This is a genomic window from Amycolatopsis sp. NPDC114478 (assembly GCF_055633805.1).
On sequence record NZ_JBVKDO010000007.1, the window covers coordinates 265,470 to 282,371 of the forward strand.

At 72.9% G+C, this 16,902-nt stretch carries 20 protein-coding genes; 11 read left to right on the plus strand and 9 right to left on the minus strand.

Translation table 11 applies throughout. The annotated features are described in order from the left end of the window. Positions 1-13: 13 nt before the first annotated feature. The 3 genes from ACZ7OH_RS21690 to ACZ7OH_RS21700 all read right to left on the minus strand — a co-directional run bounded on the left by ACZ7OH_RS21690 (position 14) and on the right by ACZ7OH_RS21700 (position 2,740). The gene (locus tag ACZ7OH_RS21690) at positions 14-1,156 is read right to left on the minus strand and encodes a CaiB/BaiF CoA transferase family protein (protein ID WP_470282406.1); all 1,143 of its coding nucleotides are present in this window, start codon (positions 1,154-1,156) and stop codon (positions 14-16) included. 117 nt (positions 1,157-1,273) lie between these two features. Beyond that, the gene (locus ACZ7OH_RS21695) at positions 1,274-2,179 is read right to left on the minus strand and encodes a LysR family transcriptional regulator (protein ID WP_470282407.1); all 906 of its coding nucleotides are present in this window, start codon (positions 2,177-2,179) and stop codon (positions 1,274-1,276) included. A gap of 9 nt (positions 2,180-2,188) precedes the next feature. After that, a complete protein-coding gene (locus ACZ7OH_RS21700) occupies positions 2,189-2,740 on the minus strand; it encodes a TetR/AcrR family transcriptional regulator (RefSeq protein ID WP_470282408.1) in 552 nt (183 codons plus the stop codon). A gap of 80 nt (positions 2,741-2,820) precedes the next feature. Between ACZ7OH_RS21700 and ACZ7OH_RS21705 the strand changes: the two genes are divergently transcribed. Further along, the gene (locus ACZ7OH_RS21705; protein WP_470282409.1) at positions 2,821-3,234 is read left to right on the plus strand and encodes an ester cyclase; all 414 of its coding nucleotides are present in this window, start codon (positions 2,821-2,823) and stop codon (positions 3,232-3,234) included. Here the strand turns inward: ACZ7OH_RS21705 and ACZ7OH_RS21710 are convergent. From ACZ7OH_RS21710 to ACZ7OH_RS21730, 5 genes are all read right to left on the minus strand, one after another. Then, entirely contained in the window at positions 3,188-4,558 is a 1,371-nt protein-coding gene (locus ACZ7OH_RS21710) for a HAMP domain-containing sensor histidine kinase (protein WP_470282410.1), read from the minus strand. The two genes, ACZ7OH_RS21705 and ACZ7OH_RS21710, sit on opposite strands and share 47 nt — an antisense overlap. Continuing rightward, positions 4,555-5,241 (minus strand): response regulator, encoded by a 687-nt coding sequence (locus ACZ7OH_RS21715; protein ID WP_470282411.1) that lies wholly within the window; start codon positions 5,239-5,241, stop codon positions 4,555-4,557. The genes ACZ7OH_RS21710 and ACZ7OH_RS21715 overlap by 4 nt, the downstream gene beginning before the upstream one ends. Before the next feature lie 45 nt (positions 5,242-5,286). Beyond that, positions 5,287-5,475: a hypothetical protein gene (locus ACZ7OH_RS21720; protein WP_400905047.1), complete on the minus strand. Its 189-nt coding sequence runs from the start codon at positions 5,473-5,475 to the stop codon at positions 5,287-5,289. Beyond that, entirely contained in the window at positions 5,472-5,876 is a 405-nt protein-coding gene (locus tag ACZ7OH_RS21725) for a hypothetical protein (protein ID WP_470282412.1), read from the minus strand. Before ACZ7OH_RS21725 ends, ACZ7OH_RS21720 begins: the two co-directional genes overlap by 4 nt. Positions 5,877-6,107: 231 nt before the next feature. Continuing rightward, positions 6,108-6,644, minus strand: coding sequence for a TetR/AcrR family transcriptional regulator (locus tag ACZ7OH_RS21730; protein WP_470282413.1), 537 nt, complete (start codon positions 6,642-6,644; stop codon positions 6,108-6,110). Positions 6,645-6,667: 23 nt separating this feature from the next. On the opposite strand from ACZ7OH_RS21730, the gene ACZ7OH_RS21735 reads away from it, so the two are divergent. The 6 genes from ACZ7OH_RS21735 to ACZ7OH_RS21760 all read left to right on the plus strand — a co-directional run bounded on the left by ACZ7OH_RS21735 (position 6,668) and on the right by ACZ7OH_RS21760 (position 10,699). Beyond that, the gene (locus tag ACZ7OH_RS21735) at positions 6,668-7,102 is read left to right on the plus strand and encodes an SRPBCC family protein (protein ID WP_470282414.1); all 435 of its coding nucleotides are present in this window, start codon (positions 6,668-6,670) and stop codon (positions 7,100-7,102) included. 66 nt (positions 7,103-7,168) lie between these two features. Continuing rightward, entirely contained in the window at positions 7,169-7,741 is a 573-nt protein-coding gene (locus ACZ7OH_RS21740; RefSeq protein ID WP_470282601.1) for a TetR/AcrR family transcriptional regulator, read from the plus strand. Between the two features lie 37 nt (positions 7,742-7,778). Further along, a complete protein-coding gene (locus ACZ7OH_RS21745; protein ID WP_400905059.1) occupies positions 7,779-8,150 on the plus strand; it encodes a winged helix-turn-helix transcriptional regulator in 372 nt (123 codons plus the stop codon). Between the two features lie 42 nt (positions 8,151-8,192). Beyond that, on the plus strand, positions 8,193-8,957 hold the full coding sequence (locus ACZ7OH_RS21750; protein WP_470282415.1) for an isocitrate lyase/PEP mutase family protein: 765 nt from the start codon (positions 8,193-8,195) through the stop codon (positions 8,955-8,957). Positions 8,958-8,988: 31 nt separating this feature from the next. Beyond that, positions 8,989-9,990, plus strand: a complete 1,002-nt coding sequence (locus ACZ7OH_RS21755; RefSeq protein ID WP_470282416.1) for an aminotransferase class V-fold PLP-dependent enzyme — start codon at positions 8,989-8,991, stop codon at positions 9,988-9,990. A gap of 88 nt (positions 9,991-10,078) precedes the next feature. Continuing rightward, positions 10,079-10,699 carry a hypothetical protein gene (locus tag ACZ7OH_RS21760; protein WP_470282417.1) on the plus strand — a complete coding sequence of 207 codons (621 nt, stop codon included), beginning with the start codon at positions 10,079-10,081 and terminating at the stop codon, positions 10,697-10,699. Positions 10,700-10,739: 40 nt separating this feature from the next. Here ACZ7OH_RS21760 and ACZ7OH_RS21765 read toward each other — a convergent pair whose 3' ends face one another. Beyond that, the gene (locus tag ACZ7OH_RS21765) at positions 10,740-11,672 is read right to left on the minus strand and encodes a ferritin-like domain-containing protein (RefSeq protein WP_470282418.1); all 933 of its coding nucleotides are present in this window, start codon (positions 11,670-11,672) and stop codon (positions 10,740-10,742) included. Positions 11,673-11,781: 109 nt separating this feature from the next. Between ACZ7OH_RS21765 and rimP the strand changes: the two genes are divergently transcribed. The 4 genes from rimP to infB all read left to right on the plus strand — a co-directional run bounded on the left by rimP (position 11,782) and on the right by infB (position 16,827). Beyond that, a complete protein-coding gene (gene rimP / locus ACZ7OH_RS21770) occupies positions 11,782-12,315 on the plus strand; it encodes a ribosome maturation factor RimP (protein WP_470282419.1) in 534 nt (177 codons plus the stop codon). After that, the gene (gene nusA / locus ACZ7OH_RS21775) at positions 12,312-13,358 is read left to right on the plus strand and encodes a transcription termination factor NusA (protein WP_470282420.1); all 1,047 of its coding nucleotides are present in this window, start codon (positions 12,312-12,314) and stop codon (positions 13,356-13,358) included. The genes rimP and nusA overlap by 4 nt, the downstream gene beginning before the upstream one ends. Positions 13,359-13,435: 77 nt before the next feature. Beyond that, positions 13,436-13,753 (plus strand): YlxR family protein, encoded by a 318-nt coding sequence (locus ACZ7OH_RS21780; protein WP_364271753.1) that lies wholly within the window; start codon positions 13,436-13,438, stop codon positions 13,751-13,753. Positions 13,754-13,830: 77 nt separating this feature from the next. Further along, on the plus strand, positions 13,831-16,827 hold the full coding sequence (gene infB, locus ACZ7OH_RS21785) for a translation initiation factor IF-2 (RefSeq protein ID WP_470282602.1): 2,997 nt from the start codon (positions 13,831-13,833) through the stop codon (positions 16,825-16,827). The last annotated feature ends 75 nt before the right edge of the window (positions 16,828-16,902 follow it).

Consider the following 16,902-nt stretch of genomic DNA (forward strand, 5'->3'; position numbering starts at 1 on the left):
CGTCGTGCTTCTCTCAGTTCAGTTCCGCGAGGACTTCGGCGGTGTCCTGGCCGGCCAGCGGGGCCAGGCGGCGGATCGAGCCGGGCGTCGCGGAGAACCTGACCGGGATGCCGACCGTGCGGATGGTGCCCTCGCTCGGGTGCTCGACGGTGTCGAGCAGGTGGCCGTCGCGGACGTACGGGTTCTCGTGCGCCCGGTCCAGTTCGAGCACCGGCGCCATCGGGATGCTGTGCTTCGCGCAGACCTCGGCCCACTCGTCGGTGGTCAGCGCCGGCGCGCACGCGGCGATCTGCCCGGTCAGCCACTCGTTGTCGGCGCGGTCGATGGCCTCGCCGTTGACGCGCGGGTCCTCGGCGAGGTCCGGGCGCTCGGCGGCGGCGAAGAAGTCGCGGAAGTTCTTCGGGTTGTAGGGGATCACGCAGGCGAGGCCGTCCTTGGTGCGGACCGCGGCGTGGCCCTTCGTCATCGACAGCGCGAACCCGGTGGGTCCCTCGGCCGGCTCGTAGGTGTGGCCCGCGAGGTGCTCGACCAGGTTGAACGCGAGCAGCGTGTCGGTCATCGGGATCTCGATCTGCTGGCCCTGGCCGGTCTTGTCGCGGTGGACCAGCGCGGCGAGCACGCTGTAGGCGATGGTCAGCGACGACACCTTGTCGCCGATGATCGTCGGCAGGTAGACCGGCTCGCCCAGCGCGCGGTTGGCGACGTCGACCAGGCCCGAGGAGGCCTGCACGGTCTCGTCGTAGGCCGCGTTGCCGGCCTGGGGGGAGTCGCCGCGGAAGCCCTGCGCGTGGGCGTAGACCAGGCGCGGGTTGCGCTGGGCGACGTCGGCGTAGTTGAGGCCGAGCCGGCTCAGCGCGCCGGGGCGCATGTTGGTGATCAGCACGTCGGCCGTGTCGATCAGCTTGAGGGCCTGCTCGCGCTCGGTCTCGTCCTTGAGGTGGAGGGCCACGCTGCGCTTGTTGCGGTTGACGTTCAGGTTCAGCGCGGTCATGCCTGGCGTGGTGCGGTACTGGCCGACGCGGACGGTGTCCGCGGGCGACTCGATCTTGATCACGTCGGCGCCCAGGTCGCCGAGGATCTGGGCCGCGTAGGGGCCCATCACCACGGTCGAGAGGTCGATCACGCGCACGCCGTCCAGGGGGCCGGTGCTGTTCATCGCTTCCGTCCTTTCGCGCCTTGCTGTTTCGCTCTACTTACGAACGTAGGCGCGGGCGGCGCGAAAGGGAATGATCATGATACGAACAATGGTGTGACCGCGGCGGTCATACCATTTCTAGGTGGCCAGCGGCTCGGCGAAGATCTCTTTCGCGGCGTCGACGAGCTCGCGCAGGTCGCCCTCGGCGCGGTCGCGGCGCCAGAGCAGGCCGGTGTCCAGCTGGGGGCGGAAATCCGTGAAGGGCAGGACGATGACGTTGTCGAGTCGGTAGCCGTGCATCGGGCTCTTCTCGTCGAGCATCGAAATGGAAAAGGCTTCGCCGCTGGAAATGATTTCCGACGTCCCGCCGTAGCCGGTGTTGGTCAATCTGATTCGTTTCTTGACGCCCAGTTCGGCCAGTTGGTGGTCGAGCTGGTCGAAATAGGCCGGGGTGATTTCCCCAGGTGAGGCCACGTACGGGAATTCGGTCAGCTCGGCGAGGCTCACCGAGTCCCGCCCGGCGAAGAGGTCGGCCGGGACGACCGCGCCGAGCCGTTCCGACATGACCGGCACCTGCTCGAGTGCGGGGTCGTTGACGGGCAGCCGGGCCAGGGTGAGGGCGAGCTTGCCCTCGTGCACGCCCTGGACGAGATCGGCGGTGGTGCCGGGCCAGCGCTTCAGCTCGTAGGTGTCGTGCACGCGCCCGGCGAGGGCGTTGACGAGCTCCCGCAGCTCGGGGTGCACCCCGGCGGGCATGCCGAGGAAGACGGTGCTGCGCCGCGGCCGGGTCGCCTCCCGGAGCTTCCAGGGAATGGCCCGGACCTGCTCGAGGACGTCCCGCGCGAGCGGTAGCAGCGCGGCGCCGGCGGCGGTGAGGGTGACGTGGTGGGTGCTGCGGTCGAACAGCTGCTGGCCGAGCTCGTGTTCGAGGTCCTTGATCCGCTGCGAGAGGGGAGAGGCGGCCATGTGCAGCTTCCGCGCGGCGGCGGAGAAGTTCAGTTCCTCGGCGACCGCGACGAAGTAGCGCAGGTGCAGCATCTCCATGCCCCGACCCTACGGCCCGCCCGTGCTCGACACGCCGCGGCGGACCAGGCCCAGGAGCCGGTCGGTGCGGTCCGAAGCGCCGGAGAGCGCGATGCCGGTGGCGAGCAGGAGGAGGTCGAGGGCGTCGGTGTCGGCGGCGATGGCTCCGGCCTCCTTGGCGCGGTCCACCAGGGCCGCGGCCGTCTCGTTCACCGTCGCGTGCCACTGGGCGAACAGCGTTTCGTGGTCGCCGGCCGGGGTGGTCAGCGACAGCGCGAGGTCACGCTTGTCCCGCACGTGCTCGACGAACGCCGCCAGCCACGCGAACAGCTCGGCGCCCGGGTCGGCCGCGTCGAGCCGCGCGTTGCCCGTCAGCGAAGCGACGTCGCTCGCGTACACGGCGATGACCAGCTCGCGACGGCTGGGGAAGTGCCGGTACATCGTCGCGTTGCCGATGCCCGCGCGCCGGGCGACGCGGTCGAGCGGGGCGTCCGGGCCGTCCTCGGCGAACACCTCCTTCGCCGCGGCCAGCAGCAGCGCGTGGTTGTCGCGCGCGTCGGATCGGCGGGCTCGTGCGGGCATCGCGCTCCTTGCAAAACGGGGACTTCCCCGGTTAGCGTAGCCGCACACTATCCGGGGAACTCCCCACTTGAGGAGCGAGCATGGACGCCGCCGAAGTTCACCGCCGGCTGGTCGCGCTGACGCCGTTCACGGCCGAGAGCGTCGAGGAAGGCCTGCGCTACATCGATCCGGACGTCATCGACCACCGCGGCGGCGCCGGGGGCGACCACCACGGCATCGACGCCTGGCGGGCGAAGTGGGAGGCCATGCTGGACGGCGGGATCTTCGCCGGCTTCCGCGACATCGGCGTGCGGGTCGAGCAGAACGTCGCCGCCGGCGAGTTCTCGGTGAACCGCTACACGAGCACCGGAACGCAGATCTCGACCGGCCGCGGCTACGCCGTGACCAGCATGGACATGATCCGCGTCCGCGACGGCCGGGTGGTCGAGCACTGGGCCCTGATGGACGTCACCGACCGTGCGGCCCAGCTGGCGCCAGAGGGAACGTCATCGTGAACGCCGCCCCGCCCTCGGGCGCCGGGCCCGCCGCCAGCGTCCCGCCCATCCGCGTCACCAGCCCGTGCACCAGAGCCAGCCCGATCCCGGACCCCACCGGCCGCCGGTCCCGGTAGCGCGCGTTCAGCACCCCGCGCTCGAACGCCACCGGGTAGTCCTCCGGCGCCAGCCCCGGCCCGCCGTCACGGACCGACAGCTGTGCCGAGGATCCGTCGGTGGAAAGCGCGAACACCATGGGCGCACCCGAGGGCGTCACCCGCAGGGCGTTCTCCGCCAGCCCGTCCACCACCTGGCGCAGCCGCCGGGCGTCCGCCGTCACCAGGACCGCGACCGGAGGCGCCGAAACCGACAGCTGCACGTCCTCGCGGGCGCATCGCAACTGCCATACCTCCGCGCAGTCGCGGACCAGCGCACCCAGGTCCACCGAGGCCAGATCCAGCCGGAACTCGTCCGCGCCCAGCCGCGCGAGCTCCAGCAGGTCCGTCACCAGCCGTTCCAGGCGCGCGGCCTCGCGCTGGATCGTCTGACCCGCGCGCACTGCGTCGTCCCCCGAGGCGACGCCGTCCGCGATCGCCTCGGCGAAGCCGGTCACCGCCGTCAACGGCGTCCGCAGCTCGTGGGACACCGACAGCAGGAAGTCCCGCTGCCGCGTCTCGCTGACCGCCAGCGCGTCGGCCAGCGAGTTCAGCGAGCCCGCCACCTCCGCCACCTCGCGCGGCCCCTGGACCGGCACCCGGACGTCCCGCCGGCCCGCCCGCAGCGACCCCGCCACCGCGGCCGCGCGGCGCAGCGGACGGCCCAGCAGCCGGCCCGAGACGAAGCCCGCCAGCGCCGCCACCAGCAGCCCGATCCCCAACGCCAGCGCGATGCTGCGCACCAGCGCCCGTTGCGTCGCTTCGGCGTTGCGCGCCGGGAGGACCAGCGCGAACGCCGCCCCGCGCGTGCTGACCACCCGCGTCTCGACGAGGTACTGCGTGCCGCCGGCCGTGACGCGTCCCGAGTGGTTCGCCGCGAGGCCGAGCTTGCCCGCGGCCTGCACCGCCACCGCGTCCCCGAGCGCCTGCCCGCCCGCGCGCCGGACCACCACCGAGATGCCCTGCCCGCGCAGGACGTCGGCTACCTTGCCCACGCCCAGCCGGTTGCCGATGCCGGTTTCGTCGAGCTGCGTCGCGACCACGTCGGCCTGCGCCGACAGCGACGACTGCAGCACGTTGTCCGCCGTGGTCCGGATCAGCCGGGCCGCGACCAGCCCGGCGACGATCACCGCCACGCCCGCCACCGCCAGGCACACGAGCGTGATCCGCCCGGCCAGTGTCCCCCTCATGCCGGGTCCGCCGCGTACCCGATGCCGCGGACCGTCCTGATCGGACTGGCCGCGCCGAGCTTCGCCCGCAGCTGCGCCACGTGGACGTCGACCGTGCGCGTGCCCGCCGCCGCGGCGTACCCCCAGACGGCGCTCAGCAGCTGGTCGCGCGAAAGCACCTGCCCCGGGTGCCGGAGCAGGTGCGTGAGGAGGTCGAATTCGGTCGACGTCAGGGAAACCTCGGTGTCGCCGGCCCAAGCGCGGCGGCTCGTGACGTCGACGCGCGTGCCGCCCACGGCGAACGTCTCCGCGACCGGTGTCGCCCCGGACGCGCGGCGCAGCACCGTCCGGACCCGGGCCGCCAGCTCGCGCGGGCTGAACGGCTTGGTCAGGTAGTCGTCCGCGCCGATCTCCAGGCCCAGCAAGCGATCCAGCTCGTCGTCGCGGGCGGTGACGAACAGCACCGGCGTCCAGTCGCCGGCGGCGCGCAGCGCCTTGCAGATCTCGATACCGTCCATTCCGGACAGTCCGATGTCGAGCACGACCGCCACCGGCTTGAGCCGCCGGACGGCGTCCAGCGCGCGGCCACCGTCGGCCTCGACGTGCACGCCGAAGCCGTCGCGCTTGAGGTACATCGCCGCCAGCTCGGCGATCGCGGCCTCGTCCTCGACCACGAGGACGAGGCCGCGTCCCGGTGACCCCATGCCTGCTCCCGTCGCCGCCGTCACCAACGGGGAGACGCTAGCCGGTCAGGGTGAGCCATCGCTGTTCATGTCGGATTCGATGCCGTTGAGCGTCGACTCGACCCCGCTCAGCTCGGACGACGCCGGGGAGGTGCCGGAGTCCGGCGAACCGACCAGGTTGTCACGGCAGGCCGAGCAGCCGAGCGCGATGAGCGCGGCGGCCCCGACCGCCGCCGCGACCCTCGCGCCCCTCACTTGGCCGGCTTGCAGTGCGCGGACGCGAAGGCGTCGAGCTTCTGCTTGGCCGTGTTCAGCTCGCCGATCCGGCCCTGCCGCTTGGTGGCGCGGTCGTCGAGCTTCTTGGCGCGGTCCTCGTGCCCCGCGGCGCGCTGGTCCTGCGCGCGCGCCTTGAGGTTGGCGACCGAGCCGGCCACCTCCGGGCCGCCGTTGATCCGCTTCTCCAGGTTGTCGGCCTTCTTCTGCAGCTTCGGCACCCAGTCCGAGCAGACCTGCTGCGACTCCTCGGGGCTGAGCGTGATCGGCGCGACCGGCGCCGGCGACGTGGTCTGGGCCGAGGCCAGCGGCGCCGCCACCAGCAGGCAGGCCGCGCTCCCGCAGCCCGCCAGCGCCAGCCGCGTCCAGGTGGTTCCTCGCATCGTGTCTCCCTCGTGTCCGTTGCTTACGAGGAGAACTCTCGCGGGGCGGTGTTCGGAGGGCGTCCGCCTGGTGTTCGGGCTTTGTAAGGGCCTGGCCGGTGCTCTCCGGCACCCCGAAGCTCGATTGTGACTACGGCCGGCAACACCGCGTCAAGGCGGGAAAGATGCCTTGACCCGGCGCTGCCGGCCGTGTTCGGGCTTCGGATCGGGGTGCGGGGGGTCTGGGTCTCGTTATCGCGTGCTCCGCTCGTACATCGCCAGGAACCGCGCCATCGCCGCGTTCACGGCGTCGCGGTCGCCGGTCGTCACGAGGTCGAGCAGCAGGCCGCGTGTCACGGCGAGGCCGAGCCGGGCGTGGGCGGGCCGGTCGGCTTCGGGGACGCCTCGCTCGGCCAGCAGCGCCTCGAGCGGGGCGAGCCAGTCGTCGATGACGCCGTCGAGGAACTCGGCGGTGCCCGGCGTGCCGCCGAGGGCCTGGCCGTAGAGCTGGAAGAAGAGCTTCTCGTTGGCGCGCAGGTCGTCGTCGGTGAGCCGGCGCCAGAAGTCCGCCGGGTCCAGGTCGGCGAGCGCCGCCCGCTGCCGGGCCTCGACCTCCCGCGCGACCGCCGTGAGCAGGCCTTCCTTCGACCCGAAGTGGTAGATCAGCATGCGGTGGCTGGTGCCGACGTCCGCGGCCAGCGCCCGCAGGCTCTTGCTCGCGCCGCCGTGGTGGGCGATGCGGTCGATCGCCGCGTCGAGGAGCTTCGCGCGCGGGCTTGCGTCGATCATGTACCAAATGGTACACGTACCAAATGGTACAGAGAATCTCGGTCCGCTCGGTGACGGCCGCGGACGCCGACACCGTGTACGCGCTGCTGCGGGACGGCGCGAGCTGGCCCCGCTGGTCGCCGCTGGGGTCGTTCGAACTGGTCCGCGAGGGGGCGGACGAACCGGAGGGCCTCGGCGCGATCCGGCTGTTCCGGACCGGCGGCATCCGCTCGTACGAGGAGATCGTCGCGCTCGAGCCCGGCCGCCGGTTCGGCTACGCGCTCGACCACGGCCTGCCGCTGCGGGACTACGTCGCCTACGTCGACCTCGCGCCGGTGGACGGCGGCACGGAGATCCACTGGCACTCGTCGTTCACGGCGAAGGTCCCCGGCACCGGCTGGTTCTACCGCCGGTTCCTCGCCCGCTTCATCGGGCGGGTCGTGGCGGGGCTGGTCGAGGCCGCGCCGGTGGCCCCATAAAGTAGGCGCATGTCAGCGCCACGACGGGGATCGACCGGCCGCACCCAGGAGGAACGCAGCGCGGCGATGCGCGTCCGGCTGCTCGACGCGACGATCGACTGCCTCGTCGAGTACGGCTACGCGGGCACGACGACGACCCGGGTGGCCGACCGCGCCGGCGTCACGCGCGGTGCGCAGGTGCACCACTTCCCGACGAAGGCCGACCTGGTGACCTCGGCGGTCCGGCACCTCGCGCAGAAGCGCACCGAGGTCGCGATGGCCGAGCTCGACCGGCTCCGCGCGTCCAGTGACCCCGTCGGCGACGCGTTGCAGCTGATGTGGGAGATGCACCAGGGGCCGGTGTTCTCGGCGACGGTCGAGCTGTGGGTCGCGTCCCGCACCGACCCCGAGCTGCGCGGGCAGATGGCGGCGGTCGAGCCGATCGCGACGTCCAGTCTGGTCGAGTTCGGCCGGGCGCTGCTGCCGGACCACGCGGAGCACCACGAGTTCCTGCACGCGGTGTACACGGCGATGGACGTCGTGCGCGGCATCCTGATCGCGAGCTGGGCGACGCGGGACCAGGAGGAGCTGGAGGCCCGCTGGGAGCGCGGCCGCCGCCACCTGCGGCTGCTGTTCACGACGCTGATGGCCACTGTCTGAACGGCGTGTTACTCTCCCGCGGAAAGTGAGGTGTGCCGTGGGGCCGGACCCGTACGACCGCAACTGCCCGACCCGCCAGTTGCTTGACCGCATCGGCGACCAGTGGACGGTGCTCATCGTCGGCGCGCTGAAGGACGGCCCGCTGCGGTTCACCGAGATCGGCCACCGGGTGGACGGGATCTCCCAGAAGGTCCTGACGCAGACGCTGCGAAGCCTGGTCCGCGACGGAATCCTGACCCGCACGGCGTACGCGGTGATCCCCCCGAAGGTGGAGTACGAGCTGACGGCCCTGGGCCGCAACTTGTCGGAGCCGCTGGACGTGCTGGACCGCTGGGCCCGCACGCACATGACGGCGGTGCAGGAAGCCCGCGACGCCTACGACGCGGAGCACACCCCCGCCTCGGCGTGAGTTCGGCGCCCACCGAAGCGTCCCGCTCCTAGATTCGGAGCCATGGACGAATTCCGCGCCCTCCACATCCCCGGTTCCCCGCTCCTGCTGCCGAACGCGTGGGAGTTCGGCGTCGGCGCTTTCCTTGCCGCCCAGGGCTTCCGGGCCCTCGGCACCACCAGCCTCGGCGTCTCCGCGGCCACCGGCGAACCCGACGGCGCCCCCTCGACGCGGGACGCCACCGTCGCCCTTACCCGTCGCCTCACCCGGCTGGACGTCCTCGTCAGCGTCGACATCGCCGACGGCTTCAGCGCCGATCCCGCCGCCGTCGCCGATCTCGCCGCGGAACTCGGCGACGCCGGTGCCGTCGGCGTCAACCTCGAAGACGGCCGCGCCGACGGCGGACTCGCCCCGATCGACCACCAGACCGCCCTGATCAAAGCCGTCGAAGACCGCGTCCCGGACCTCTTCCTCAACGCCCGCACCGACACCCACTGGGCCGGCGACCGCTCGATGGCGGAAGCCGAAAACCGAGCCAAGGCCTACGCGGACGCCGGCGCCGACGGCCTCTTCGTCCCCGGCCTCGCCGCACCCGCGGACGTCGAACGGATCGCCGGGATCGGCCTCCCGCTCAACCTCCTGTTCCTTCCCGGCAAAGTCACCCTCGCCGGGCTGGCGGAGCTGGGCGTCGCGCGCGTCAGCCTCGGCTCGCTCCCGTACCGCATGGCCCTCCAAGCGGCGGCCGAGACGGCGGCGGCGATCCGCGACGGCCGGGACTTGCCGCTGAGCCCGCCGAGCTACGCCGACGTCGTCGCTTTCCTGCCCTAATCGGGTTGCCCCGGTCTGCCAGCCTGAAGCCATGACCGACTTCGCCGTTCCGCCCGGATACCTGAACACGCCCAGCGTCGGCGTCCCGCCGGCCCCGGTGGCGGCGGCGGTCGCCGAGTCCGTCGAACGGTGGCGCACCGGCGCCACGCGGCCGGGGGAGTTCGACCCGTACGTCGACCGGTCGCGGGCCGGGTTCGCGCGGCTGCTCGGCCTCGAACCCGGGCGGGTCGCGATCGGCGCGTCGGCCTCGCAGCTGGTCGCCGACGTCGCCGCCGCGCTGCCCGCCGGCACCCGCGTGCTCGCCGCCGAAGGGGAGTTCACCAGCGTGACGTTCCCCTTCGCGGCCAACCCGGGCGTCACGGTGACCGAGGTGCCCCTCGAGGCAGTGCCGGAGCGGGTCGAGGGCCACGACGTCGTCGCGGTGAGCGTCGTGCAGTCCGCCGACGGCCGGCTCGCCGACCTGCCCGCGCTGCGGGCCGCGGCCGAGGCCGCCGGGGCGGCGGTGCTGCTCGACGCGACCCAGGCCGTGGGCTGGCTGCCCCTGGACGTCGCCTGGGCGGACTGGGTGGTCGCGGCGGGGTACAAGTGGCTGCTGTCCCCGCGCGGCTGCGCGTGGCTCTACGTGCGCCCGGACGCGCACGAGCGCACCCGGGCGGTCGCGGCGAACTGGTACGCGGGGGAGGACCCGTGGGCCACGGTCTATGGCCTCCCGCTGCGCCTGGCCGGCGACGCCCGCGCGTTCGACCTCTCGCCGGTCTGGCTCGCCCAGGTCGGCGCGGCCGCCGCGCTCGAGTACCTCGGCGGGCTCGACCTCACGCAGGTCGCGGCGCACAACACCGGCCTCGCCGACCTGCTGCTCGAGAAGCTCGGACTGCCGGCGCGCGGCACCGCGATCGTGTCGCTCGACGCCGACCCGGAGCGGGTCGCGGCGGCGGGGATCGTCTCGAGCGTCCGGGGCGGCCGGGTGCGCGTCGGCTTCCACCTCTACAACACCGCTGACGACGTCGAACGCGTCTTACGCGCATTCGAGTGAACGCCGCCGGCGCGGTGAACTACCGTATGGCCTCGTGGTTGGTGCGCATTTCACCCCAGGCCCGTCCGACACGGCTCCGCTGGGCGCGGTGCCCCCGCAGCCGCGGCCGCCCGCACCGGGCCCGCCGCCGAGGGACACCAAGGCCCTGGCGCTGCGCGGCGCCGGGCTGGTCGCGATCGCCGTCGTCGCCGGGCTGCTGTGGTACCTGATCCGGCACGACTCGACGCCCGACGGGCCGGTCGCGCAGCCGCCGGCCCAGAACACCGGGCAGTACCAGTTCACCCAGGTCGCCGGGCCGGCGAAGTCCACGGACTGCGCCGCGAAGTCCTACGGCAAGACGCACGACTTCTTCGTGGACAACGCCTGCCAGTCGCTGGTACGCGCGCTGTACACGACCGAGACGGGCGGGGCGAAGGCGCTGGTGTCGGTGGTGCTGGTCGGGATGCCGGACTCGACGAAGGCGAAGGCGCTCAAGACGCTCACCGAGCAGGACGGCACGGGCAACGTCACGGACCTGGTGAAGGACAAGACGTTCGCCGGCACCGGCACCCCGAGCGTGAGCGGCACGGACGCGGCGTACGCGTCGAAGGTGGACGGCACGAACACGACGATCGTGCTGGCCGACTTCTACGGCAAGCACTCGGACAAGACGCTGCTCGACAACATCGCGAAAGACGCGCTGCGGCTGTCCGCCGACTTTCCCGGCTGAGCCGGTCGTGCGCGGGCGCGCCGCGCACGACCGGGAGGGCTCAGCTCGCCTGGCCGGGCAGGGCGATCGCCGTCGGCTTCTCGCCCGCTTCCGAACGCCACGGCGTCCCGCGCCGCGAAGCCGCCACCAGCGCGTGCAGCGCCGTCGTGCGCAGGCCCGCGTCGTCGGTGTGGTTCACCACCGCCAGCCACGCGTTCGCGCAGTCGGCCTCGGCCGCCGCGACCACCAGTGACGCCGACTTCGCGTCCGTCACCGGCTTCTTCGGCACGTACGCCGCTTCCGGCGCCACCGGGGTCGCCCCGGACGCCGACAGCATCGTCTGCAGCAGGTCGCGGCGCACCGCGTGCTCGTCGGCGCCGGCCTTCTCGGCGTCGCCGAAGTCGCCCGGCAGGAACGCGCTGACCAGGCCGTACACCCAGACGGCGGCGTGCTCGGCGGCGAGCGCGGTCTGCAGCGGGTCCACCGCCTCCGCCGGGACGGCCCCGGCGGCCGGCGCGGGCGCCGGGGCGTCCTCGCCGGGGCCCAGCGCGGGGGCCGTGCGCTGGAGCGCCGCGCAGCCCGCCGCCACCGCCGCGACCAGGCCGGCCCGGTAGCGCGGCAGGCCGCCGACGAGGTCCTCGGCCTGCTTGCGCGCGGTCGCCAGCCGCTCCTTCAGGTCGCTCAGCGCGGCCGGCGCCGGCGGCGTCGCGGACGTCGACGGCTTCGGCCGGTTCAGCCGGTCCACTTCGGACTTCAGCGCGGCCGCGTGGGCCGCGCGCGCGTCGGCGAGCTGGCCGGCGGCGTCGGCGTTCCCGCCCTTGGCCAGCGCCCGCGCGGCGGCGGCGTCCGCCTCGGCGGCGGCCAGCAGGGGCTGCAGGGGGTCGGGGCTCTCGTCGTAGCCGGGCCCGCACGCGGCCAGGGGGACGGCCAGCGCGGCCAGCGCCCCCGCGCGGAGGGCGGCACGACGGGTCAGGTCGGTCGGTCTTCCGGTCACGTCGGCCCATCCTGCCAGGCCCCGGGGCGGCCCCGCCGCTCGCGCGGGGTGACCGGGGGACCGGATAAGCTGGTCCACCACCGACCCGCGCAACCGAGGAGAGCCCCACGTGCCAGGAGAACTCGCCAGCCGGCTTCAGCCGATAGTGGCCGAAGCCGTCACCGCCGCGGGTTTCGACCTCGACTCGTTCGAGGTGCAGCAGGCCGGCCGGCGGCAGCTGGTCAAGGTCGTCGTCGACGCCGACGACGGTGTCGGGCTGGACGAAGTCGCCGAGGTCAGCCGCAAGGTCTCGGCGGCGCTCGACGAGAACGAGCACGTCCTCGCGAGCGCCTACACGCTCGAGGTCACCTCGCCGGGCCTCGACCGCCCGCTCACCCAGCCGCGGCACTGGCGGCGCGCGCGGTTCCGCCTGGTGAAGATCACCCCGGCCGAGGGCACGGCCTTCATCGGCCGGGTCGGTCACGCGGGCGAAGACGCCGCCCGCGTCCTCGAAGGCGGCAAGCTCCGCGACGTCCGCTACGCCGACGTGGCGAAGGCGGTCGTGGAGATCGAGTTCAAGCAGCCGCCCGCCGAGGACCTGAAACTGCTCGAAGACGACGCGTCCGGCATGATCGCCGCCGAGACGGAGAAGGGGTCGAAGTGAACGTCGACATCGCCGCGCTGCGGGCGATCGAACGGGACAAGGACATCCCCTTCGAAACGGTGATCGAAGCCATCGAGACGGCTTTGCTCACCGCGTACAAGCACACCGAGGGCCACCAGCCGCACGCCCGCATCGACATCGACCGCAAGACGGGCCTGGTGCGCGTGCTCGCGCACACGCTGACCCACGACGGCCAGGTCGACGAGGAGTGGGACGACACCCCCGAGGGCTTCGGCCGGATCGCCGCCACCACCGCGCGCCAGGTCATCCTGCAGCGGCTGCGCGACGCCGAGCACGAGAAGACCTTCGGCGAGTTCTCCACCAAGGAGGGCGAGATCGTCGCCGGGGTGATCCAGCGCGACGCCCGCGCCAACGCCCGCGGCATGGTCGTGGTCCAGGTGGGGGACACCGAGGGCGTCCTGCCGTCCGCCGAGCAGGTGGCGGGGGAGTCCTACGAGCACGGCAGCCGGATCAAGGCGTACGTGGTCACCGTCTCGCGCGGCAACCGCGGCCCGCAGATCACGCTCTCGCGCTCGCACCCGAACCTGGTCCGCAAGCTCTTCGCGCTCGAGGTGCCGGAGATCGCCGACGGGACCGTCGAGATCGCCGCCATCGCGCGCGAGCCCGGGCACCGCACGAAGATCGCGGTCAAGTCCACCGTGCCGGGCGTCAACGCCAAGGGCGCGTGCATCGGCCCGGTCGGCGCGCGCGTGCGGAACGTGATGAGCGAGCTGGCCGGCGAGAAGATCGACATCATCGACTACTCCGAGGATCCGGCCCGGTTCGTCGGGAATGCCCTGTCGCCGGCGAAGGTTGTTTCGGTACGAGTCGTGGACGAGCGGGCGAAGACCGCCCGCGTCGTGGTGCCGGACTTCCAGCTCTCGCTGGCGATCGGCAAGGAGGGCCAGAACGCCCGCCTCGCCGCCCGCCTGACCGGCTGGCGGATCGACATCCGCAGCGACGCCGCGCCCGCGGACGACGAGGGTGATCAAGACCACGCCAGTCCGTCGCGGCCCGCCGCGACAACCGGTTCGGCTGAGTGAAGGTCGAAGCGCTAGACTCAGGAGTGGTTCAACGCCCGCGGCGGGTAGCCGAGCACCAGCCCCACCGGAATTCCCCGGTGCGGACTTGTGTCGGCTGCAAGCGGCGGGCATTGATCGGTGAGCTGCTGCGCGTGGTCGCGGTGGCCGGGCGGGTGGTCGTCGACGAACGTCGGCGGCTGCCGGGCCGGGGGGCTTGGCTGCACCCCGACCCGGACTGCCTGGCCAAGGCCGAGCGGCGGCGGGCCTTCCCGAGAGCCTTGCGGGCTCCCGGGGCGCTCGACGCCCGCGAGGTCCGCGAGCACGTCGGGCGCACCACCCCGCACCACGAACCCGGGACGTCCCCGGGGTCGCGAGGAATCAAGGAAGCAGGTCGACCCGTCATGAGTCAGCCGTGAAGCTGAAGCCATGAGCGTCAGACAATAAGGACGAGGTCAGCGGATCCCCGCCTGGCCTCCCCTAGATGAGGAGAGTTGTGCCAGGCAAGGCCCGCGTACACGAGCTCGCGAAAGAGCTCGGCATCACCAGCAAGGACGTTCTCGCGAAGTTGAAGGAACAGGGCGAGTTCGTCAAGTCCGCGTCGTCCACGGTCGAGGCGCCCGTCGCCCGCCGTCTCCGCGACGCGTATGCGCCGAAGGGCGCGAAGAAGCCCACCCCCGGTCCGTCGGCGCGCCCCGGCCCGCCGGCCGCGAAGCCCGGCGCGCCCGCCGCCCCGAAGCCCCCCGCACCTGCCCAGCAGGCGCCGGCGGCCCAGGCGGCTCCCGCACCGGCCGCTGCGGCTCAGGCCGCACCCCAGCAGCAGGCGCCCGCGGCGTCGAAGCCGGCCACCCCGGGGCAGCGCCCCGGCCCCCGGCCCGGCCCGCGCCAGCAGCCCGCCGCACCGGCACCCCAGGAGCAGGTCCCGGCGGCCAAAGCCGAGGCTCCGGCGGCGCCCAAGCAGGACACCCCGGCCGCGCCCGCGCAGGGCACCGGCTCGGTCGTCCCGCCGAAGCCGCAGGGCCCCAAGCCCGGCGGTCCCAAGCCCGGTCCGCGCACCCCGCGGGTCGGCAACAACCCGTTCGGCGTCGGTTCCGGCGCCCCGCCGCGCCCGCAGGCCCCGCGCCCCGGTGGCGGTCAGGGCGGCGACAACCGCCCGCCGCGTCCCGGTGGCGGTCAAGGCGGCGGTGACCGTCCGGCCCCGCGGCCCGGCGGCGGCGCCGGTGGCAACCGGCCGAGCCCGGGCAACATGCCCCCGCGGCCGAACCCCGGCATGATGCCGGGCCGCACGCAGCGTCCCGCCGGTCCCGGTGGCGGCGCCCGCGGTGGTCCCGGTGGCGGTGCCCGTGGCGGTCCCGGTGGCGGCGCTCGTGGCGGCCCCGGTGGCGGTGGCGGCGGTTTCCGTGGCGGTCCCGGTGGCGGTGGCGGCGGCGGTGGCTTCCGCGGCGGCCCCGGTGGCGGCGGCGGCGGTGGCGGCGGTTTCCGTCCCGGTGGCGGCACAGGTGCCCCGGCCGGTGGCGGCGGTTTCCGCGGCGGTGGCGGTGGCCGTGGCGGCCCCGGTGGCCGTGGCGGCACGGCGGGTGCCTTCGGGCGTCCGGGTGGTCCCTCGCGCAAGGGTCGCAAGTCGAAGCGGCAGAAGCGCCAGGAGTACATGGACAACATGCAGGCGCCCAGCGTCGGCGGCGTCCGCCTGCCCAAGGGGCAGGGCGAGACGATCCGGCTGCCGCGGGGTGCTTCGCTGACCGACTTCGCCGAGAAGATCGACGCCAACCCGGCTTCGCTGGTGCAGGTGCTCTTCCACCTCGGCGAGATGGTCACCGCGACGCAGTCCGTGTCGGACGACATCCTCGAGCTGCTCGGCGGCGAAATGAACTACACGGTTCAGGTCGTCAGCCCCGAGGAAGAAGACCGCGAGCTGCTGGAGACCTTCGACATCACCTACGGCGACGACGCGGGTGGCGAAGAGGATCTGCAGGTCCGGCCGCCGGTCGTGACCATCATGGGTCACGTCGACCACGGTAAGACCCGCCTGCTCGACACGATCCGGAAGACGAAGGTCCGCGAGAGCGAGGCCGGCGGCATCACGCAGCACATCGGTGCGTACCAGATCGAGACCGAGCTCGAGGGCAACCCGCGTCTGATCACCTTCATCGACACCCCGGGTCACGAGGCGTTCACCGCCATGCGTGCCCGTGGTGCGAACTCGACCGACATCGCGGTGATCGTGGTGGCGGCCGACGACGGTGTGATGCCGCAGACGGTCGAGGCGATCAACCACGCGCAGGCCGCCAAGGCCCCGATCGTGGTCGCGATCAACAAGATCGACAAGGAAGGCGCGAACCCGGACAAGATCCGGCAGCAGCTGACCGAGTACGGCCTGGTCGCCGAGGAGTACGGCGGCGACACGATGTTCGTCGAGATCTCCGCGCGGCAGAACATCAACATCGACGGCCTGCTCGAGGCGATCCTGCTGACCGCCGACGCCGCTCTGGACCTCCGGGCCAACCCGGACATGGAGGCCCAGGGTGTCGCGATCGAGGCGCACCTCGACCGCGGCCGCGGCCCGGTGGCCACCGTCCTGGTCCAGCGCGGCACGCTGCGCGTCGGTGACTCGGTCGTGGCGGGTGACGCCTACGGCCGCGTCCGCCGGATGGTCGACGAGCACAACGTCGACGTCACCGAGGCGCTCCCGTCGCGTCCCGTCCAGGTCATCGGGTTCACCTCGGTGCCGGGTGCGGGCGACACCTTCCTGGTGGTCGACGAGGACCGCGTCGCCCGGCAGATCGCCGAGCGCCGCGCCGCTCGTACGCGCAACGCGCTCAACGCGTCGCGCCGCAAGCGGGTCAGCCTCGAGGACCTCGACTCCGCCTTGAAGGAGACGAACAGCCTCAACCTGATCATCAAGGGTGACAACTCGGGTACGGTCGAGGCCCTCGAAGCCTCGCTGCTCCAGCTGGACGTCGGCGACGAGGTCGAGCTGAACGTGGTCCACCGCGGTGTCGGTGGCGTGACCGAGTCGGACATCGACCTGGCGACCGCGTCCGACGCGATCGTCCTCGGGTTCAACGTCCGCGCCCAGGGCAAGGCGACCGAGCGGGCCACCCGCGAGGGCGTCGACGTCCGGTACTACACGGTCATCTACCAGGCGATCGACGAGATCGAGCAGGCCCTCAAGGGCATGCTCAAGCCGGAGTACGAAGAGGTCGAGCTGGGCCGCGCGGAGGTCCGCGAGGTCTTCAAGTCCTCCAAGATCGGCACGATCGCGGGTTGCCTGGTCATGTCCGGCGAGATCCGGCGCAACGCCCGGGCCCGTCTCCTGCGCGACGGCACCGTCGTGGCGGAGAACCTGCCGATCAGCTCGCTGCGGCGGTTCAAGGACGACGTGGTCGAGGTCCGCGAGGGCTACGAGTGCGGTCTGACGCTCGGTTCCTACGGCGACATCAAGGTCGACGACCTGATCGAGACGTACGAGCAGCGCGAGAAGCCCCGCGCGTAGAGGCTCGTTGGGGAGGGGTGTGCTCGCGGAAATCGCTCGCCCCTCCCCGCCTCTACGGTGTCCCTTGGGGGTCGA

Coding starts and splice junctions, on each gene's coding strand:
- ACZ7OH_RS21740 (WP_470282601.1), top strand. CDS start 7,169: ATGCGCGTCCGGCTGCTCGACGCGACGATCGACTGCCTCGTCGAGTAC.
- ACZ7OH_RS21750 (WP_470282415.1), top strand. CDS start 8,193: ATGGACGAATTCCGCGCCCTCCACATCCCCGGTTCCCCGCTCCTGCTG.
- ACZ7OH_RS21695 (WP_470282407.1), bottom strand. CDS start 2,179: ATGGAGATGCTGCACCTGCGCTACTTCGTCGCGGTCGCCGAGGAACTG.
- ACZ7OH_RS21730 (WP_470282413.1), bottom strand. CDS start 6,644: ATGATCGACGCAAGCCCGCGCGCGAAGCTCCTCGACGCGGCGATCGAC.
- ACZ7OH_RS21735 (WP_470282414.1), top strand. CDS start 6,668: ATGGTACAGAGAATCTCGGTCCGCTCGGTGACGGCCGCGGACGCCGAC.
- ACZ7OH_RS21715 (WP_470282411.1), bottom strand. CDS start 5,241: ATGGGGTCACCGGGACGCGGCCTCGTCCTCGTGGTCGAGGACGAGGCC.
- ACZ7OH_RS21710 (WP_470282410.1), bottom strand. CDS start 4,558: ATGAGGGGGACACTGGCCGGGCGGATCACGCTCGTGTGCCTGGCGGTG.
- ACZ7OH_RS21700 (WP_470282408.1), bottom strand. CDS start 2,740: ATGCCCGCACGAGCCCGCCGATCCGACGCGCGCGACAACCACGCGCTG.
- ACZ7OH_RS21755 (WP_470282416.1), top strand. CDS start 8,989: ATGACCGACTTCGCCGTTCCGCCCGGATACCTGAACACGCCCAGCGTC.
- ACZ7OH_RS21690 (WP_470282406.1), bottom strand. CDS start 1,156: ATGAACAGCACCGGCCCCCTGGACGGCGTGCGCGTGATCGACCTCTCG.
- ACZ7OH_RS21705 (WP_470282409.1), top strand. CDS start 2,821: ATGGACGCCGCCGAAGTTCACCGCCGGCTGGTCGCGCTGACGCCGTTC.
- ACZ7OH_RS21725 (WP_470282412.1), bottom strand. CDS start 5,876: ATGCGAGGAACCACCTGGACGCGGCTGGCGCTGGCGGGCTGCGGGAGC.